The organism is Chitinophagaceae bacterium C216, from assembly GCA_028485475.2.
Taxonomy (GTDB): Bacteria; Bacteroidota; Bacteroidia; order Chitinophagales; family Chitinophagaceae; genus Niabella; species Niabella composti.
On record CP144143.1, the window covers coordinates 3,190,589 to 3,207,518 of the forward strand.

Annotated in this window: 22 protein-coding genes; 6 read left to right on the plus strand and 16 right to left on the minus strand. The window is 39.6% G+C overall.

Annotation, left to right across the window (positions count from 1 at the left end; translation table 11 throughout):
• The first annotated feature begins 144 nt into the window (after positions 1-144).
• The gene (locus tag PIECOFPK_RS13655) at positions 145-885 is read left to right on the plus strand and encodes an FKBP-type peptidyl-prolyl cis-trans isomerase (RefSeq protein ID WP_330973715.1); all 741 of its coding nucleotides are present in this window, start codon (positions 145-147) and stop codon (positions 883-885) included.
• A gap of 24 nt (positions 886-909) precedes the next feature.
• Here PIECOFPK_RS13655 and PIECOFPK_RS13660 read toward each other — a convergent pair whose 3' ends face one another.
• Positions 910-1,386 (minus strand): universal stress protein, encoded by a 477-nt coding sequence (locus tag PIECOFPK_RS13660; RefSeq protein ID WP_330973714.1) that lies wholly within the window; start codon positions 1,384-1,386, stop codon positions 910-912.
• Between the two features lie 86 nt (positions 1,387-1,472).
• Here PIECOFPK_RS13660 and PIECOFPK_RS13665 point away from each other — a divergent pair, with 86 nt between their 5' ends.
• Complete coding sequence (locus tag PIECOFPK_RS13665; RefSeq protein ID WP_330973713.1) at positions 1,473-1,985, plus strand: DinB family protein; 513 nt, start codon at positions 1,473-1,475, stop codon at positions 1,983-1,985.
• A 13-nt stretch (positions 1,986-1,998) separates the two neighbouring features.
• Here the strand turns inward: PIECOFPK_RS13665 and PIECOFPK_RS13670 are convergent, their stop codons facing one another.
• Both PIECOFPK_RS13670 and PIECOFPK_RS13675 read right to left on the minus strand, forming a co-directional pair.
• Positions 1,999-2,688: an SIR2 family NAD-dependent protein deacylase gene (locus PIECOFPK_RS13670; RefSeq protein ID WP_409966155.1), complete on the minus strand. Its 690-nt coding sequence runs from the start codon at positions 2,686-2,688 to the stop codon at positions 1,999-2,001.
• A 121-nt stretch (positions 2,689-2,809) separates the two neighbouring features.
• Positions 2,810-3,220 carry an EVE domain-containing protein gene (locus PIECOFPK_RS13675; protein WP_330973711.1) on the minus strand — a complete coding sequence of 137 codons (411 nt, stop codon included), beginning with the start codon at positions 3,218-3,220 and terminating at the stop codon, positions 2,810-2,812.
• 70 nt (positions 3,221-3,290) lie between these two features.
• Between PIECOFPK_RS13675 and PIECOFPK_RS13680 the strand changes: the two genes are divergently transcribed.
• A complete protein-coding gene (locus PIECOFPK_RS13680; protein ID WP_330973710.1) occupies positions 3,291-4,403 on the plus strand; it encodes an NAD(P)/FAD-dependent oxidoreductase in 1,113 nt (370 codons plus the stop codon).
• Positions 4,404-4,440: 37 nt separating this feature from the next.
• On the opposite strand, the gene PIECOFPK_RS13685 is transcribed toward PIECOFPK_RS13680, so the two are convergent.
• Positions 4,441-5,601, minus strand: coding sequence for a galactokinase (locus PIECOFPK_RS13685; protein WP_330973709.1), 1,161 nt, complete (start codon positions 5,599-5,601; stop codon positions 4,441-4,443).
• Positions 5,602-5,632: 31 nt separating this feature from the next.
• Here PIECOFPK_RS13685 and PIECOFPK_RS13690 point away from each other — a divergent pair, with 31 nt between their 5' ends.
• Complete coding sequence (locus PIECOFPK_RS13690; RefSeq protein WP_330973708.1) at positions 5,633-6,664, plus strand: aldose epimerase family protein; 1,032 nt, start codon at positions 5,633-5,635, stop codon at positions 6,662-6,664.
• On the opposite strand, the gene PIECOFPK_RS13695 is transcribed toward PIECOFPK_RS13690, so the two are convergent.
• From PIECOFPK_RS13695 to PIECOFPK_RS13710, 4 genes are all read right to left on the minus strand, one after another.
• Positions 6,661-7,653: a GSCFA domain-containing protein gene (locus PIECOFPK_RS13695; RefSeq protein WP_409966156.1), complete on the minus strand. Its 993-nt coding sequence runs from the start codon at positions 7,651-7,653 to the stop codon at positions 6,661-6,663. The genes PIECOFPK_RS13690 and PIECOFPK_RS13695 overlap by 4 nt on opposite strands.
• A 44-nt stretch (positions 7,654-7,697) precedes the next feature.
• Positions 7,698-8,420: a 23S rRNA (guanosine(2251)-2'-O)-methyltransferase RlmB gene (rlmB, locus tag PIECOFPK_RS13700; RefSeq protein ID WP_330973706.1), complete on the minus strand. Its 723-nt coding sequence runs from the start codon at positions 8,418-8,420 to the stop codon at positions 7,698-7,700.
• A 107-nt stretch (positions 8,421-8,527) separates the two neighbouring features.
• A complete protein-coding gene (locus PIECOFPK_RS13705) occupies positions 8,528-9,022 on the minus strand; it encodes a DUF4112 domain-containing protein (protein ID WP_330973705.1) in 495 nt (164 codons plus the stop codon).
• Between the two features lie 20 nt (positions 9,023-9,042).
• Positions 9,043-9,600: an NUDIX hydrolase gene (locus PIECOFPK_RS13710; protein WP_330973704.1), complete on the minus strand. Its 558-nt coding sequence runs from the start codon at positions 9,598-9,600 to the stop codon at positions 9,043-9,045.
• A 120-nt stretch (positions 9,601-9,720) separates the two neighbouring features.
• Here PIECOFPK_RS13710 and PIECOFPK_RS13715 point away from each other — a divergent pair, with 120 nt between their 5' ends.
• On the plus strand, positions 9,721-10,326 hold the full coding sequence (locus PIECOFPK_RS13715) for a superoxide dismutase family protein (protein ID WP_330973703.1): 606 nt from the start codon (positions 9,721-9,723) through the stop codon (positions 10,324-10,326).
• Positions 10,327-10,386: 60 nt separating this feature from the next.
• Here PIECOFPK_RS13715 and PIECOFPK_RS13720 read toward each other — a convergent pair whose 3' ends face one another.
• The 6 genes from PIECOFPK_RS13720 to PIECOFPK_RS13745 all read right to left on the minus strand — a co-directional run bounded on the left by PIECOFPK_RS13720 (position 10,387) and on the right by PIECOFPK_RS13745 (position 14,532).
• Positions 10,387-11,127, minus strand: a complete 741-nt coding sequence (locus PIECOFPK_RS13720; RefSeq protein ID WP_330973702.1) for a class I SAM-dependent methyltransferase — start codon at positions 11,125-11,127, stop codon at positions 10,387-10,389.
• A gap of 83 nt (positions 11,128-11,210) precedes the next feature.
• A complete protein-coding gene (locus PIECOFPK_RS13725; RefSeq protein WP_409966157.1) occupies positions 11,211-11,648 on the minus strand; it encodes a carboxymuconolactone decarboxylase family protein in 438 nt (145 codons plus the stop codon).
• Between the two features lie 64 nt (positions 11,649-11,712).
• Positions 11,713-12,288: a Crp/Fnr family transcriptional regulator gene (locus PIECOFPK_RS13730; protein ID WP_330973700.1), complete on the minus strand. Its 576-nt coding sequence runs from the start codon at positions 12,286-12,288 to the stop codon at positions 11,713-11,715.
• Positions 12,289-12,337: 49 nt separating this feature from the next.
• Positions 12,338-12,802: a hypothetical protein gene (locus tag PIECOFPK_RS13735; RefSeq protein WP_409966158.1), complete on the minus strand. Its 465-nt coding sequence runs from the start codon at positions 12,800-12,802 to the stop codon at positions 12,338-12,340.
• A 56-nt stretch (positions 12,803-12,858) separates the two neighbouring features.
• Complete coding sequence (locus PIECOFPK_RS13740; RefSeq protein WP_409966159.1) at positions 12,859-13,452, minus strand: Crp/Fnr family transcriptional regulator; 594 nt, start codon at positions 13,450-13,452, stop codon at positions 12,859-12,861.
• A gap of 240 nt (positions 13,453-13,692) precedes the next feature.
• Entirely contained in the window at positions 13,693-14,532 is an 840-nt protein-coding gene (locus PIECOFPK_RS13745; RefSeq protein ID WP_330973697.1) for an alpha/beta hydrolase, read from the minus strand.
• 74 nt (positions 14,533-14,606) lie between these two features.
• Here PIECOFPK_RS13745 and PIECOFPK_RS13750 point away from each other — a divergent pair, with 74 nt between their 5' ends.
• A complete protein-coding gene (locus PIECOFPK_RS13750; protein WP_409966160.1) occupies positions 14,607-14,972 on the plus strand; it encodes a winged helix-turn-helix transcriptional regulator in 366 nt (121 codons plus the stop codon).
• Positions 14,973-15,125: 153 nt separating this feature from the next.
• Here the strand turns inward: PIECOFPK_RS13750 and PIECOFPK_RS13755 are convergent, their stop codons facing one another.
• Complete coding sequence (locus PIECOFPK_RS13755) at positions 15,126-15,815, minus strand: porin family protein (RefSeq protein ID WP_409966161.1); 690 nt, start codon at positions 15,813-15,815, stop codon at positions 15,126-15,128.
• Positions 15,816-15,883: 68 nt separating this feature from the next.
• Positions 15,884-16,906, minus strand: a complete 1,023-nt coding sequence (gene murB / locus PIECOFPK_RS13760) for a UDP-N-acetylmuramate dehydrogenase (RefSeq protein WP_409966162.1) — start codon at positions 16,904-16,906, stop codon at positions 15,884-15,886.
• Between the last annotated feature and the right edge of the window lie 24 nt (positions 16,907-16,930).

The window sequence follows — 16,930 nt, forward strand, 5'->3', positions numbered from 1 at the left end:
CCATTTTAAGAATAAATCAATATGTGAAAAGTATCAAAAACTTTCCTGTGTTTTATAATTATAACAATTTTGATAGGATCATACCGTAGCATACTGCTATTTTTGTACTTTTCCCGAAAGAATATCATGTATAATTATTTATTTATGAAACAAACATTATTCACCGTATTACTCATTTCAATCGTTCTGGGAGCAACTGCTCAAAATACAAGATCTCAATCTCAAAGCGCAACAAAAAAACCTACTAATACATCAGCTCAGCCAAATCAACAGCTTGCATTAATGAACCTAGCAGACTCAGCAAGCTATGCGATTGGATTAACTATTGCGCAATCCTTAACACAAGATTTCAAGGAACTCAATAAAGAAGCTTTTTTAAGCGCCATCAAAGCTACATTCGATAACAAAACCCCACTGTTCTCAGTGGATGACAGTCGCAGCATTTTGATGGAGTTCTCGAAAATAGAGGAGGAAAAAGCAACCTCTGCTTTTCTAGAGAAGAACCAGGCTTTTTTGGAGAAAAACAAAAGCAACCCTAATGTAAAGGTTACAGAAAGCGGATTACAATATGAAATACTAAAAGAAGGCAGTGGTGATAAACCTGCCATCACTGACACTGTAGTATGTAATTATATCGGTATGCTGATAGATAGTACGGAGTTTGATAATTCTTACGAACGAGGAACTCCTTTAACCATTCCGTTAGGAGGTGGTATAATTGCAGGATGGTCTGAAGGCTTACAGTTAATGTCTGTGGGCTCAAAGTATCGTTTTTATATTCCTCATGAATTGGCTTATGGCTTACGCGGAGCACCCCCTACTATTCCCGGAGGTAGCACACTGATATTTGAAATAGAATTATTGGAAGTTAAGAAAAGAAAATAAGCGTCTATTTTAACATAGAAAGCTTTAATCTTTATTACTATTAGCACCGATAGGGATTACAAGTATTGGGATTTGAGTTTCATGTAACATTTTGACCGCGGTTTCCCGACTAAACAATCTAAATAATCCACTATGTTGATGTGTGCCCAATATAATTAAAGCGGCCTGTATTTCTTGAGCATAGTTCAATATTTCATCTTCAGTTTCACCCAAAAAAACTTTAATAGCCTGTGGTTGTAAGGGCATGGATTTGGCTAACATTTCCATGCTCTCCTCTGCAGCTTTCTGCTGCGACTCCATCATTTCTATACCATTAGGGAGCATTGAGCTATCCATACCACTCATAGGATCAAAGAGCGCTGTACCTATATAACTACCGATGGGGGGTACTACATGTACCATATGCAACTCGGCATTATAGCGTTGTGCAATTTCAACCGCTTTAAGTAAAACCCTAGAGCTGTCTTCCTGCAAATCCAGCGCTACAATAAATTTTTCCATGGCAAACCTTTAAAATGACAACAGCAAATTTTGTGCTACAAACATTTAGGACGGAATTATATTAACTTAGTAATAAATTTACAACATTGGTACAACAAAGAGAAGTTTGGTTGCGCGGACAATCTACAGCAGGAATTCATCCGCTGCTACAACCTGTGGTAGATGCCTTACTACAAGCCCGGGAAGAGATCGAAGCCCTTATGCAAGATTTTCCCGATCATTTGCTGTGGGAGCGTCCTGCGGGTTGTGCTTCCGTAGGATTTCATTTATTGCATATAACTGGTGTACTAGACCGTTTAATTACTTATGCTGAAGGGAAAAGTCTAACAGCCGCTCAATTTGAATACCTGCAAAACGAAACTGTACCACAATCAAAGACCGGGAAAGAACTAACCAATATTCTTAATAAACAAATTGACTTAACCATAAACCGCCTGAAACAGTTTCAAGATCATTTTACAGAGCGCAGAACCGTCGGCAGAGCAGCCCTGCCATCTACCGTTATGGGACTATGTACCCATGCTGCCGAGCATACCATGCGCCATACAGGCCAACTTTTGGTAACGACAAAAATATTATTGCACAATAATAATGTATAGAGGTGCACTTTTCTTAACGCATTCCTTTCAGAATTTCCATCAATCCTTTAATGCCTTCTGTTGCAGGTTTTTCAATAGCTGTGATATTACCTCTATTCCTCACGGAAGGAATATGCTTATCTATTACAAATATGGGTTTACTGGGTGGAACTAAATCTATAAGTCCAGCTGCAGGATATACAACTAAAGAGGTACCTATTACTACGAATATATCAGCCCCCATGGTTATTTGAGCAGCCTTTTCAATCATAGGAACCGCTTCTCCAAACCATACGATATCCGGCCTCAGCTGACCTCCATCCGGAGCTAAGTCACCCAGCTTGATATCACCTTTAATCTCATATGTAGGCGTAAGAGATTTTTCGCTTCTCATCTTAAAAATCTCTCCATGCAGATGAATAACATGGGTTGAGCCACCACGCTCATGCAAATCATCTATATTCTGTGTAATAATATGTACGTTAAAATCTTTTTCTAAATCAGCAAGACCAATATGAGCTGCATTCGGCTGAGCTTTTAATGCCTGTCTGCGCCGCATATTGTAGAACTCAAGCACCAATGCTGGGTTCTTTTTCCACCCCTCCGGCGATGCTACTTCCGTAACATCATATCCCTCCCACAAACCATTACTGTCTCTGAAAGTTTGCAAACCACTCTCGGCACTAATGCCCGCACCACTCAATACAACCAGCTTTTTCTTCATACTTTAATACAAAACGGATAATTAATACAATAATATTAGTCGTATATATAAGGATAAAAGGTTGACAAGCTGTATACATATACACACTCACCAACCTTTTTTCCAAAAGTACTTATTACAATCAATCTTCACCTGCCATTTTTAAAATCAGCTCCCACTCTTCAGGCTTTACCTTTTGTGTGGAGAGCCGTCCCAGGCGCACTAGATCCATATCCTGAAGTTTTTTCTCAGCCTTAATCTGCGCTAGCGTTACAGGCTTTTTCAGCGCTTTCACGGGAGCCACATCCACTGCCACCCAGCGCTCATCATCCGTAGTGGGATCTTGATAAGCCTCTTTTACAATTTTAACAATTCCTACAATTGCGGTCCCTTCATTGCTATGATAAAAAAAAGCTAAGTCCCCTTTTTTCATAGCTTTTAAGTTAAGACGTGCGGCATAATTGCGTACACCATCCCACACAGTACGTTTATCCTTAACCAGCTGATCCCAGCTGTATTTATAGGGTTCAGATTTTAACAACCAGTAAGCCATAACAATAACTTCGAATATTGAGATTATAAGTTTTATATAATAAATTTACCTTCATAAAAATAAACATCATTTGCAACAAATAAGCATCTGGGAAGCGGAAACATTTTATGCGCCGCAGGATATCATCATCATCGGCGCTGGTTTTACGGGATTGTGGACAGCATTTCACATCAAACAAAAATATCCATCGAAGAAAATAGCCATTATTGAACGCGGTTCCACCCCCGATGGGGCCTCTATGCGCAATGCAGGATTTGCCTGTTTTGGAAGTCTTACGGAGATACTCTCAGATATTGCTACAATGGGCGTATCCAAAACGATGCAGTTGCTGAACTGGCGGTACGAAGGGCTACAACAAATTCGCCAATACTTTAATGATACTGCTATAGATTATTATAATTACGGAGGTTATGAACTTCTTTATACCGATACGCCACTGGAGCAGTTAGGAGAAATCAATAAGCTTCTATACGGCATTACATCCGCTACCGAAACCTTTGTACTTAAAGATGATTTAATCGAACAATTTGGTTTTGCGCATACCAACCATATTATCGAAAATAGGTTTGAAGGCGCATTACATCCTGGCAAACTAATGACCGCCTTGCTTGAGAAAGTCATCTCATTGAAGGTACAGATACTATTTGGAACAGAATTAAAAAGTCTTGTCGAAAAATCCGATCACATCACCTTACATACAGCAGATAAGCGCATACTGACTGCCCAGCAGATCATCATTTGCACTAATGCCTTCTCAAAAGTACTTTTACCGGATGCACCAATTGTACCTGCACGTGGGCAAGTATTGATAACCGAACCCATACCCGATTTACCATTTAAGGGGGTGTTTCACTTTGACGAAGGGTATTATTATTTTAGGAATTTGGATAATCGTATATTATTAGGTGGTGCGCGCAATACTTCTTTCGAAACCGAGTATACGCTCGATGCTATAACCACCTTTCCCATTCAGCAAGCCTTGGAACGTTTTCTGAACAACGTCATTCTCCCTAATAGCAACCCCACCATTACACATCGTTGGGCTGGTATAATGGGAATGGGACCGGAAAAATTTCCGATAGTAGAAAAAATAAACGATCGAAAATTTTGTGCCATCAGGCTGGGAGGCATGGGCGTTGCTCTAGCTCCCGTAGTAGGTAAATTAATAGCAGAAATGATATAACAGCAATAACGCCCACCCTCGGTACATAAAAAGATTTTTATGCCTCTAGGGTTCTTACCCCTTCTGCTACCACAGAGGAGAATACACCCGGTTTATACCCTATTTTTTCTTCGTAATAAGCAGTAATCTTTTCACTAAAATCATTAAAACTATCTTTCTTCACCAATGCTATGGCACAACCACCAAAGCCGGCTCCAGTCATACGCGCTCCAATACAATCAGCATAGTTTTTACTGAACGTAACTATGGTATCCAGCTCCTTACCGGATACTTCGTATAAATTTTGTAAAGAGTCGTGCGAAGCATACATCAGTTCACCGAAAGTTTTAATATCTCCCGAAATCAAAGCCTGCTTGGCTTTTTTTACTCTATCATCTTCTGAGATTACATGCAGCGCCCGCTTTTCAATCACGGGGTCGTTGATTAACCCCTTATGCTGATGAAAGGTATCCAATGACACTTCACACAGATGATTTATATTAAGCTTTTCCTGGAGTTTTTTTAGAGCCGTACGACACTCATTAAAACGTTCATTATACTTTGATTCTACCAGTTTGCGAGGCTTATTGGTATTGATAATGGCTAGTACATAATCGCCGATATCAAAGGGCAAATATTCGTACTCCAATGTATCGCAATTTAGTAGCACCGCATGCGCATCTTTACCCATAGCTACTGCAAATTGATCCATAATACCACTATTCAGTCCCATAAAATCATTTTCCACACGCTTACCGAGCAAAGCCAAATCCACCTTACTCATTCCGGCACCGAATAATTCGTTCAATGCATGAGCCGTGAGTACTTCTATCGATGCAGATGAAGAAAGCCCTGAACCAATAGGCAAGTTACCGCTAAATAAGAAATCAAGCCCAGTAAGTTCTATGCCGACTTTAGTGAATTCGTGAATCACGCCCAGTGGATAATTGAACCATTCCGGACCTGTTTTGCTATAAGCACTTTGTAAAGGAACATCTGTTATTTCAGGAAAGTCAAGTGCTCTGAAGCGAAATACATTATCATTATTCTTAGCTACGAGTAATGTAGTCCCCATAGTAATGGCACATGGCATCACCAACCCTCCATTATAATCGATATGTTCGCCTATCAGATTTACACGACCGGGACAAAAAAATATATATTTTGCAGGTTGATTAAATTTCTTTTCAAATTCGGTTTTTAAACGATCAATACTCATATCAATTCAATATTTTTATAAAAATTTTATTATGGTGGAAATAACTGAACAACAACACGGCAAACACCCCAATGGCAAGGACATATTTGTTTATACACTACGTAACAGTAACGACACAATCGTAAAAATCACAAACTATGGCGCCATTATAATGGCGATAAAAATAAAGAAATCTGATAACACTTACAATGATATTGTATTAGGATTTGACGAACCCTCCCAATATTGGAGTGAGGAATACCTGAAACAATATCCTTATTTCGGGGCTGCAATAGGACGTTATGGCAATAGAATTGACAAATCGTCTATCACAATTGACGGTGTTACCTATCAGCTAAACAGCCATAATCCAGAATTTCAGTTGCACGGTGGAGTTGAGGGTTTTGATAAAAAAGTATGGGAACGCATTCCTACTGCTGATGACACACTTGTATTGCAATACATCAGCCCCGATGGCGAAGAAGGGTTTCCGGGCGAGCTCACCACCCAGATTATCTTTAAACTAAACGATAGCGACGAACTTAGCTACGAATATAAAGCTACCACTACAAAGCCTACAGCAGTAAATCTTACACACCACAGTTATTTTAACCTGAACAATGGCGAAGGCGATATTCATACACATCGTTTGAGAATAAACGCCAGTAACTATCTAGAGCAGGATAAAAACTACTGCACTACCGGAAAGGTATTGCCTGTAAAGGGCACCCGCAACGATTTCACCTCATTCAATGAAACAGGCAAAATTGAAAATGCGGAGAAAGGAATCGATATAAGCTTTCCACTAGATCAGGTAGGTATCGAGCATGTAGCTGCCGAAGCCGAATTTAATGGAACAAAATTGCAAGTATTTACTACAGAGCCATTGGTGCACCTATATAATGCCTGCGGCTCTCCGGAGATAAAAGGCAAAAACGGCACTCTATACAAACCCTTCTCAGGTTTTTGTTTTGAAACACAGAAACACCCCAACGCCATAAGAGTTGAAGGATTCCCCAATACGATTCTAAGACCGGGAGAAGAATACTATACTAAAACCATCTATAGAATCACTACTACTTAAAGTGCATCTGAGAAATACTGAATTTCATCCTGCAAGTTGAGGAAAGTATATTTTGCCGCAAGCGCTTGGGCTCTCTCATAGTGTACTTTTAAAAATTGCTTATGAGCATTTGTGTGAGGGTGCATGGGCCGGTGCTTGCGTGCAATGGTAATTTGCTTTACCTCCTTCATTATCTGCAGCGATGCTTCATCAATACATGAAGTTGTAAACTTTTCCAATACAAATTCTGTAGCCGGATAGTTGGGATGTGCCATATCTATATCATAAAAACGATAATCACGCAATACATCAATCACTAACTCATAAGCGGGAAAATAATAGATATCGGGAAATTTATCTACCATATGATGCACGGCTTCAAGTAGCCTAGCTTTACTGCGGTTATTGGCAATTACCCCATCTCTTAAATGTCGTACGGGACTAACTGTGAAGATGATTTTTGCTTTAGGATTAAATGCCCTAAGGCGATGATATGCATTGTCCATTGCAGCAATGATTTCATCTATTCCTAACAGCTTTTTAAAGAACCATTGCCCCGGTGCCCGATGACAGTTAGCGACATGAAGCCCCACTTTTGCTTTTTCGGGATTTTCTTCCGTAAGTACATACGAAAATGCTGACCCCAAAGTAATAATTACCCAGTCGGCATTTTTAAGAAATTCATGCGCTTGCTCCACACTATTATTGACCTCCTGTAGTACTACCTCTTTATTCATATCCGAAAACCGGGAATGATGATGCCAGGAGTTCCAAAGCTCATTAAGGAAGAACAAATCCTCCTCCTTATATTTTTTGTTTTCAATATAAGCTATCAGACTATGATGCACACTGAAAGGTTCAAACAGTATCCCGTGAGGATTTTGCAGTACATCAAACTTATGTTCTGCCAGAGCATTCCCTATATGTTCCGTAAAACAGGAACCAATCAGGAGTAGCTTCTGACCATAACTGATGGGCTCCGGCAGTTTCGGAATTTGTATGGGCGTCATAAAATCCATAGGGAAAACCGTTATGCTTTTTGCGAATTAGATAATTACAGATCTCTTTGCTTCATTACTTCGTATAAAATCATTCCCGTCGCAACAGAAACATTCAAACTCTCAAAATTGTTCTTCATGGGAATGCTGATATTCTCATCGCACACCTTTAATAATGCCGGATAAACACCTTTTTCTTCACTACCCATTACTATAGCAGCGGGAACGGTAAAATCACAATCATAAATACATTTGGAAGCTGTCATTTCGCTGGCAAACACCTTAATACCATTCATATGCAGCTCATCTACAGCCTTCATCAAGCTGTTGACACGACATACCGGTATCTCTTCCAAGGCCCCTGCTGAAGTAAGAATGGCATCATCATTCAATGCCCCTACTCCCCTGTCTGGAATAATAATGGCATGTACGCCGCAGCACCACGCTGTACGGGCAATACCGCCGATATTTCGTATATCCGTAATGCCGTCTAAGATCAGCAATAAAGGCACCTCACCTTTTTCCACGACAAAGGAAATAATGTCCTGAAGATTTTGATATTGCACACGCGCTATCTGAGCAATGCATCCGCCGTGATTTCCTACATTAAAGCTCTGGAGTTTTTGAGCAGGAACGTAGTTTACCGGAACACCAAATTGAGCAGCCAGCTTTTTTATGGCAGCCTGTTCACTACCTCGTAGCTGATTATCCAGATAAATTCTGTCCAGCGCCTTGCCACTGTGCAATGCATCCTTAATTGCCTCTAAACCCGCAATCAACGAGTTTTTTTTAGGCCGATATTGACCTCTAAATTTTTTCACAGAACAAAGAAAACAAAAAGTAGAGACTTTTTACCGAGCCATAGCAAAATAAAGCCTCTAGCCCGTTATTTTAAAATAAGGGGTGAAAGTTTGCTATCCATCCACAATAATGCTTTTATGGAAAGATATATTAGGAGGGCAAGAATCAGTAGCATCGTTAAAATGATAGATAATACCACCGGCTTAGCACTTCCTTGATGCTTACCTTCAGTATAATGTTCTGTTAATAATTTCAAATTTCGGGTATTGGCTTTATAGGCGAAGTCAAAAACAGCCCCTACTAAAGGGATGGCTCCAACCAACGCATCCAGAGTAATATTCCACAACATTTTTGCGGCTACCCTACCTGAGGCGCCGTGGCGTATCATGGTAATGACCAATGTTGCAGAAATCACATATGCCCCCACATCTCCTACAACCGGAATTAAACCCAGAATCGGATCCAGCCCGAAACGGAATCTGCCGATAGCAAACTGTTCATCCATAAGTTTGGTTACCTGACGAACCATTTTGAGACGGGGGTCCGAAGATAGCTGCTCCGACAATTGGTGTTTTTTCATTGAGCATTAAATATTAGTGTTTACAGCTCTTTGGCAAGCATCATCAATTGTAATTTTTGTATCGCTACAATAGAAATAGAGTCTGTAATAGTACCGTCATTAATCATTGCTACAGCCTCTGCAAATGGTACTCGTTTAATACGGATATCTTCTGTTTCTTCGGGTGCCGCCACGCCCTGCTGTAAGTCTGTCGCAAGGAAAATTATTCCTTTTTCATCACAAATGGAGTTCGACAAATGCACCTGCATGATCTCCCGCCAGGAACGGGCCGTGAGCCCGGCTTCTTCCAGCAATTCCCTCTTAGCGGCATCTAAATAACTCTCACCCTTAGGGCAGCCGCCCTCAGGAATTTCCCAGCTATAGGCATCTAATGCAAACCGATATTGCCCTACTAAATAGATGTGCATCTCCTCGTCAAGCGCGATAATTCCAATGGCTGTGTTTTTAAAATGCACCTTTCCATAAATACCCTTTCCTCCTCCCGGATTAATCACGTCATATTCCGTCAGTGTAATCCAAGGATTATCATAGATAGGTTTTTCTTTTAAAATAGTCCAGGGATTCGTTATTTTATCCATTAATTTGTGGTTCGATGTTTGTTATATAAAAATAGTCATTCGAAATTCAGGATAATTTTTGTAATTGTTAAATTATCTTTTGTGCTACTTTTATTTCTAAACCTCAAAAATTATACGAATATGAAAAAAGTTCAGTTGTTGGTTTGCGGATTGTTTGCTACAATGGTTCTTATCTCTTGTGGAAATAGCGCCAACTCAGACGCCGAAACCACACATGGAGAAGAAGCCGTAACTACTGAAGCCGATGCCAACCTTCCCGCAGCAGAGGGTACCTTGGTAGCTACAGCCAACCTGATGTCTACTGCTGATTCTACGCAACCTGTGGGAACAGCCAATTTCTATCAATTAGAAAATAACCAAATCCGCCTAGATGTAGTAATTGATTATAAAGATAGAGCCGACAGCAACGTTGCTGTACATTTTCATGAACACGGCGACTGTGGCAATAAAGGAGATAATTCCCATGGTCACTGGAACCCCACTAATGAAAACCATGGCGAATGGGGTTCGGCCTCTTATCACTTAGGTGATATTGGTAATATTCAACTAGACGCCAATGGACATGGTACCAAATCAGTAACTACCGATAAATGGAGCGTATCCGGCGGTGACAATGACATCATTGGCAAGGCCATTATCGTGCACGGTGGCACAGACGACTATACTACACAACCAACTGGTAATTCTGGACCTCGCGTAGGTTGTGGCGTTATCACAAAAATTTAATCCATACAAGGTTCTATGATTGTATCTCGAATAGAGTTATCCTTCCCGGGGTAACTCTATTCATTTTTGCACCACCCCTGTACGCATAAACACAGGAAAGTGAACTGTAAGAGCAGGTGCATCGCCCCAATAGCGGTGCAGTTCAGGCTTAATAATATCTACAGGATTTTCCTGTTTATCATGCATATAATGCTTTACAGCAGACCAGGTATTGAAATAACCGATGAGTTGTGCAAAGGTCCAATTATAAGATATTGTCAGCTCAGGAGAAGATATCTCCTCAAACGGGAAAGGTATTGTCTTGTAAGCCTCATCAATATATTTTCTTTCCGAGTCCCAATATGGCCCCACAATCTCCTTATAAAATACTTGAATAACCTCATCTATAGGATGATGAAATCGTAACACGCCATACCCAATCGCACACAACACCGCATCTGGCTTAGATACACGAACCACTTCCTTGTAAAAGCGTTCAAAATCGAACCAGTGAATGGCTTGCGCTACTGTAATCAGATTAAATATATCATCAGGAAAGTTGGTCTCTTCCGCAGGTTGAACAGAATAGAGAATATTAGGTACTTTAAGTGCTTTATCAATTTGTGCTTGACTAATATCAGTAGCCATTACTTGATGAAAACTTTTGGAGAGTTCAAAAGCTACCTGACCATTGCCGGTGCCTACATCCCAGGCATTATTATGACATCGCACGATTGAATAAAGAAAATCGAACAATTTTTGAGGATAAGAAGGCCTGTATTGAGCATAGAGATCAGCTACTGAGGAAAAGTTGTCTTTCATGGTTTGCTAAAGTTACGCCCAAATAAAACAATCTTAAAGCTGCCTCGCAGAGAAAGCAGCTTCAAGATTTATGCACCGCATTTTTACTTTACATCCATACGCGAACTAATAGCTATTCTATTCCACGCATTAATGGTAACAATAGCCATAATGATGTGAGCAATGTAGTGGTCTGAAAAATATTTCTTAGCTTCCTGACAAGTAGCTTCAGTTAATCCCTGATTTTTGATAAGCGTAATTTCTTCCGTCATAGCAAGAATAATACGCTCTTCATCAGTAAACAATCCTGTCTCTTTCCAGGCATCCAGAAGAAAAATTCTTCGCGGTGTTTCGCCTATATCCAACGCATCTTTTGTATGCTTATCAATGCAAAATGCACAGCCATTTATTTGCGAACCACGAATTTTAATAAGCTCAAAATGTACGGGATCGAGTTCCGAATGTTTCAGATAGTCCTCGAGTGTGAATATTTTTTCATAGGCCTTTGGTGCCAACTCACGAATATTGAATCTCTGTGCCATAATATTTAGATTTTTAGTATGGCGCAAAGCTATTCGCCGCATATCACAAACTTCTTAAACTGGTTTAAGACTGCAGATGCTTCTTAATTTCACTAAGATATTCGGGCGTCATATTGAGAAAAGATGCGAGTAGATGCTGCGGAACTCTTTTCACAAATTCTGGAAAATTTCGACTAAAATGTACAAAAAGCTCTTCCCGTGAAAAGTCAAAAAGATATTTTAATCGGTACAAAGATGCTGCATAAGCTTTCTGATAAACGATTCTGAAGTAACGCTCCAACATAGGAAACTGTGTAAGCAAATTTTCCTGCTGTTGAGTGGTGATTTGCAAAACCGTTGTAGGCTCAACAGCTTGTATAGAAAATTCAGAAGTTGTTTTTTCTGCAAATGCCATATAATCGGTGAGCCACCAGTTTTCAATAGCAAATTGTACGGTTTGCTCTATTCCTTTTTCATTGATAAAAAACATCCTCAAGCAACCCTCAATCACAAAATAATGATACTTGCAGCGAGTATTGCTTGGCAGTAAAATATCTTTCTTAGGATATTGTTGTTCTTCAAAATAAGACAGCACCTGCACTTCGTTCAATGTACTGACCTGAATAATTTTTTGTACATGAGTGATGAAAGGATGAGCCATGTCCTAAAGTTATTTTTTTCAGCGCAATTCAGAAATAGTGCTTTACAAGTCACCTCCGGTGGGCATTTCTTATCCCGAAATAATAAGCCCAAAGAATGAACAATATTTGAAGCGGAACACGAAAAACTAAATATTCTGTGCCCGGTCCCTGGTAGGTGGCACGTTGATAATCTACATGATGTAACGCTGCATAAATATTGGCGGGAAGTACCAGAAAGAAAAATACTATCAGCAGATATGCGGATAATTTTCTCCACTTAGCAAAAAATAATCCCGCAGCGCCCAGTATTTCCAATATTCCTGTTAGTATAATGAGTTCGCTCTTATAGGGCACAATATTGGGCAGCATCATACTCATCCCTTCAACAAAAGCAAAATGCCCAATTGCGGTGAAGCAAAGCATCGCTGCCAATCCTACACGACCAGAAATATAAAAAGCGTTCTCTTTACGCGATAGTTTCAGAATTATCCAAGCAATACCAAATGCCAACAGTTGTATAATGAGAGGCTTCATAGTTTTTTACACAAAAGTCGTCATCAGTATTCAGGTAAAAAATGAACTTGGGTTAATTAATGCGTCTTCCGCCAGTTACTTTTTTTAGCAATCCGCGCTCTAATTCTGCTGAGCGCCTGCGGTGTTACTCCGATATAGGAAGCAAGATATTTCAATGGAATATGTTGGATTAATTCAGGTTTTTCGGCTAATAACTCAGCATATCGCTTTTCTGCAGAGTCTACTAATAAGGAGAACTCTCGCTTTGACTTTTTTAGAAATAATTCCTCACTGGCCATCCGCCCTATAAAATTACCTATCTGCGTTCCCTTATACACTTCCTGGAGATCATTATAATGAATAGGCCAGAGAATGGTTGGGGCCAATGTTTCTACTTGATAAACCGAAGGTTGCTGTGTCAAGAAAGAATCGTAGGCACTATAAAAATTATTCTCAAATATAAAGGTGAAAGTCAATTCTTTTTCTTCCTGCGGAATATAAAAACGAATCAACCCTTTTTCAATAAAAGAAAGATAGTGCTCAGTGTCGCCGGCTTTAAGTATGACGTGGTTTTTAGGGAATTCAATTTGATGCAGTTTGGATGAAAAAATATTCCAGTCCTCTTCGGAAATAGCAAATCGTTCTTCAAAATATTTGCGTATCTGCAGCATAATAGACTTCCCTCAATAATTTGAACTTTAATTTTTCATGCGAAAACATCAGCCACTGTAAACATCTAACATTTGTATCTCTAAGACCATCCTTTTCTTAGGCATTGTTTTGTGAAAGCCGCTCTAACGAAACTTCGTCTAGGTATATTTTACTATCCTTTTCGCGGATGCTATTGGCTCTAATTACCCGAAAATAAAAAATATTAGCGAGTGAAGAATCTATAATAGCTTATTATGATATCACTCCTTTCGCAAATGCTGCTTAAAATACACAAAATGATATTCAATACTACTATGCCAATAATTACCATCATGCCGTCCGGGAGCTTGCATAAATGTAACAGGGATATTCATAACCTCGCAATATTTCTTCAGATCTTCCGTCAGTGGATAGAGCGGATCTTCGATACCGCAATCGATTAAAAAGGCACGATTAAAATCAGGATATTCTTTTATCAATTTTATAATCTTATAAGAAGACCAATCGTAAATCTTAGGATCACCAAATACTTTTTCAGCGTCGCGACGTAAACGGTCGTTTTTCCAGAAAGCAAAACTATACTCTAAAAATTTATCAGGATCAATGTGCAATGCACCACTCGTGGCTGCTGCGGTATTATAGTAATCAGTATGCCGGATGAAATGATACAGTGCCCCAAATCCACCCATACTCAATCCACTTATAAATATATTTTTATCATCCACTGGAATTAGCTGATGAATTTTGGGCACAAGTTCTTCATAGAAAAAATCTTCATACTGCGAAGAGGGATCTACAGGACTGTTCAAATAAAACGTTGCAAAGCCTTCAGGAGTAACGATAGCAAAACCATATTGATCCGCCAGTTGCTGCAAATTAATGATAGAAGACCATTGCATGTAATGTTCGCTATATCCATGCAGAAGGTATACTACAGGGAATTTGCGATCGGATGTCGAATGTCTAGGTTTATAAACTAATACAGTATCTGGTTGTTTTAAATACTTTGAACGAATAACCAGAGTATCCTGAGCATAAATGTTAAGTGCTGCAAAAATCAATACAATGATAGCAATACTTTTCTCAATTTCTACTTTCATAATTTCGCATTATTTTTCATGCAAAGGTCCTCTGGATAACCATTTTGAACAATAACGCACAAAATTGTGAGTATATGAGAAAGGAAAGCTCCACTAATGCAATTAACGAGCGTTTTCTGCATCGCATATGTGAGCTGAATTCAGCCATAGATATTATCGGAGGAAGATGGAAATCGCAGATTGTATATTCCATCTCTGAGGGTAATAATCGCTTCAATTTATTGAAAAAAGAGCTTCCTAATATTTCCGATCAGGTATTGAGTCGCCAGCTTAAGGACTTGGAACGACACGCTATTATCTATAAAAAACCTATCCCCGGTGCTATCCCTAATGGAGTAGAGTATATGCTAACTTCAAAAGGACAGGATCTAGTACCCATTCTCCGAAACCTTTGCGAATGGGGTAAAATCTATGCAGAGGGCAAAGCCATTACAGTGTGATAGATACCTTTTAGTATCCCATTAGGTGAAATAGTGGTGGACTGCTTGCATTCACTATTTTCGTTTGTATTACAATCTCATGCAGAAACAACTGTATAAAAAGAAAGGCTGTATTGCATAATACAGCCTTTCTATATTGCTTTCCATTTTTTACTAAAAGAATACGCCCAGTCTCAAGGCCCAGCGATTCAGGGCTACTTTGCCATCATTCCAGCTTCTATTGCTGGTAATATCGGTGAAGCCGTTTTCAAGTCCTAAACCAAAGAATAAATCTGTTTTTTCTGCTAGCTGATACTCACCACCGGCACCTACCAATAGTCCCATATTAACTTTATTGGTATTTTTCATGACATTCACATTAGTTTCCGATACATTACCATAAGAGTAATCCATTCTTGACTTCAGCAATGCACCAAGATAAGTTCCGAACTGTCCCCAAAAACGAAACCCGCTGTGTTGATTGGTCTTTAGTTTCACACTGAAAGGAATTTGCAAATATTGAAGTCTCAGTTTATAGTTTTGGGTAGCACCTTCGGCCTGTGCTGCATATAAACCGCGATTAGATGTTTTATACTCCAGTTTGGATGATCCATGAGCCACTTCTACACCGGTAGCAAAAGCTCCTCTTCCATCACTAAACAAAATATCGGTCATTAAACCATAATTCACACCAAAACCACTTCCGGTACGATTGATATCATTTTCCTGAGGGCGGAAAGAATTAGCAAAAACAGGATCTACTTTAAAACCAAATCTTACCGCACGACCATTTATATAGTTCTGCGCGTAAGACACAACACCGGATAATAGGATAAGATTAATAGCTAAAATGATTTTTTTCATCTTCATATTTTTTTGTTTTCTAAGAACAATTATATGGTACGACTAAAAACTGCGCGCAAATATATAAATTATATGATATTCACCTCAGGCTCCAGTTTTACACCAAACTTCTCTTCTACAGCGTGCTGTACCATATTGCAAACTTGCAATATTTCAGCCCCTGTAGCGTTACCGTAATTTACCAACACCAAGGCTTGCTTTTCGTGCACACCTGCATCGTTATTGCGGTATCCTTTTAAGCCACATTGTTCAATAAGCCATCCGGCGGCCAGCTTCATGGAGCCATCCTGATTTTCATACGCAACAAGTCCGGGGAACTTTTCTTTCAATACAAGATATTGTTCTTTAGCAACAGAAGGGTTCTTGAAAAAACTTCCTGCATTACCTATCTGGGCTGGATCCGGCAACTTGGATGTACGAATGGCCATTACCGCTTCAGCTATCGCATGAATAGAAAGTTCACTTATTTGACGCTTGTCAAGCTCCTGTTTGATGGCTCCATATTCTATATTAAAACGAGGTGTTTTAGATAAGCGAAAAGTAACGTCAATAATAACAAACTCGTTTTTATACTTATGCTTAAAAACACTATCCCGATAACCGAACGCGCAATCAGCATGGGAAAAATGCACCACTTCTGCGGTACGTCGATGCATGGCGGTCAGCTCATGAAACACTTCTTTAATTTCCACACCATAAGCACCGATATTTTGTAGTGGAGAAGCTCCCACAGATCCCGGAATCAAAGCGAGGTTTTCTACTCCGGCATAATTATGTTGTAAACAATACAATACAAATTGATGCCATACTTCTCCAGCTCCAACTTTCAAGTACACAGATTCTTCATCCTCATATATTTTTTCAATCCCCTTAACTTCATTTTTAATAACCAGTCCCTGTACCGACTGAGTCAGCAAAATATTGCTGCCACCGCCCAGCACTAAGCAGGGAATAGACTTGTGCTTCACCCACTGTAGGCACTCCTGTACTTCTGTAAGGGAGCCCGCTCGAGCCAGATATTCTGCCTGTACATCAATGCCAAAAGTATTATACGGTTTCAGGGAAACCCCGGATATTATGGATACACTCATAGCTGTGTGTTGTTACAGCACTAA

Bases quoted from the DNA above. Each gene is read 5' to 3' on its own strand.
- PIECOFPK_RS13655 (WP_330973715.1), top strand. From the start codon at position 145: ATGAAACAAACATTATTCACCGTATTACTCATTTCAATCGTTCTGGGA.
- PIECOFPK_RS13660 (WP_330973714.1), bottom strand. From the start codon at position 1,386: ATGGAAAAATTTATTGTAGCGCTGGATTTGCAGGAAGACAGCTCTAGG.
- PIECOFPK_RS13670 (WP_409966155.1), bottom strand. From the start codon at position 2,688: ATGAAGAAAAAGCTGGTTGTATTGAGTGGTGCGGGCATTAGTGCCGAG.
- PIECOFPK_RS13675 (WP_330973711.1), bottom strand. From the start codon at position 3,220: ATGGCTTACTGGTTGTTAAAATCTGAACCCTATAAATACAGCTGGGAT.
- PIECOFPK_RS13685 (WP_330973709.1), bottom strand. From the start codon at position 5,601: ATGAGTATTGATCGTTTAAAAACCGAATTTGAAAAGAAATTTAATCAA.
- PIECOFPK_RS13690 (WP_330973708.1), top strand. From the start codon at position 5,633: ATGGTGGAAATAACTGAACAACAACACGGCAAACACCCCAATGGCAAG.
- PIECOFPK_RS13695 (WP_409966156.1), bottom strand. From the start codon at position 7,653: ATGACGCCCATACAAATTCCGAAACTGCCGGAGCCCATCAGTTATGGT.
- PIECOFPK_RS13705 (WP_330973705.1), bottom strand. From the start codon at position 9,022: ATGAAAAAACACCAATTGTCGGAGCAGCTATCTTCGGACCCCCGTCTC.
- PIECOFPK_RS13710 (WP_330973704.1), bottom strand. From the start codon at position 9,600: ATGGATAAAATAACGAATCCCTGGACTATTTTAAAAGAAAAACCTATC.
- PIECOFPK_RS13715 (WP_330973703.1), top strand. From the start codon at position 9,721: ATGAAAAAAGTTCAGTTGTTGGTTTGCGGATTGTTTGCTACAATGGTT.
- PIECOFPK_RS13720 (WP_330973702.1), bottom strand. From the start codon at position 11,127: ATGAAAGACAACTTTTCCTCAGTAGCTGATCTCTATGCTCAATACAGG.
- PIECOFPK_RS13725 (WP_409966157.1), bottom strand. From the start codon at position 11,648: ATGGCACAGAGATTCAATATTCGTGAGTTGGCACCAAAGGCCTATGAA.
- PIECOFPK_RS13730 (WP_330973700.1), bottom strand. From the start codon at position 12,288: ATGGCTCATCCTTTCATCACTCATGTACAAAAAATTATTCAGGTCAGT.
- PIECOFPK_RS13735 (WP_409966158.1), bottom strand. From the start codon at position 12,802: ATGAAGCCTCTCATTATACAACTGTTGGCATTTGGTATTGCTTGGATA.
- PIECOFPK_RS13740 (WP_409966159.1), bottom strand. From the start codon at position 13,452: ATGCTGCAGATACGCAAATATTTTGAAGAACGATTTGCTATTTCCGAA.
- PIECOFPK_RS13745 (WP_330973697.1), bottom strand. From the start codon at position 14,532: ATGAAAGTAGAAATTGAGAAAAGTATTGCTATCATTGTATTGATTTTT.
- PIECOFPK_RS13750 (WP_409966160.1), top strand. From the start codon at position 14,607: ATGAGAAAGGAAAGCTCCACTAATGCAATTAACGAGCGTTTTCTGCAT.
- PIECOFPK_RS13755 (WP_409966161.1), bottom strand. From the start codon at position 15,815: ATGAAAAAAATCATTTTAGCTATTAATCTTATCCTATTATCCGGTGTT.
- murB (WP_409966162.1), bottom strand. From the start codon at position 16,906: ATGAGTGTATCCATAATATCCGGGGTTTCCCTGAAACCGTATAATACT.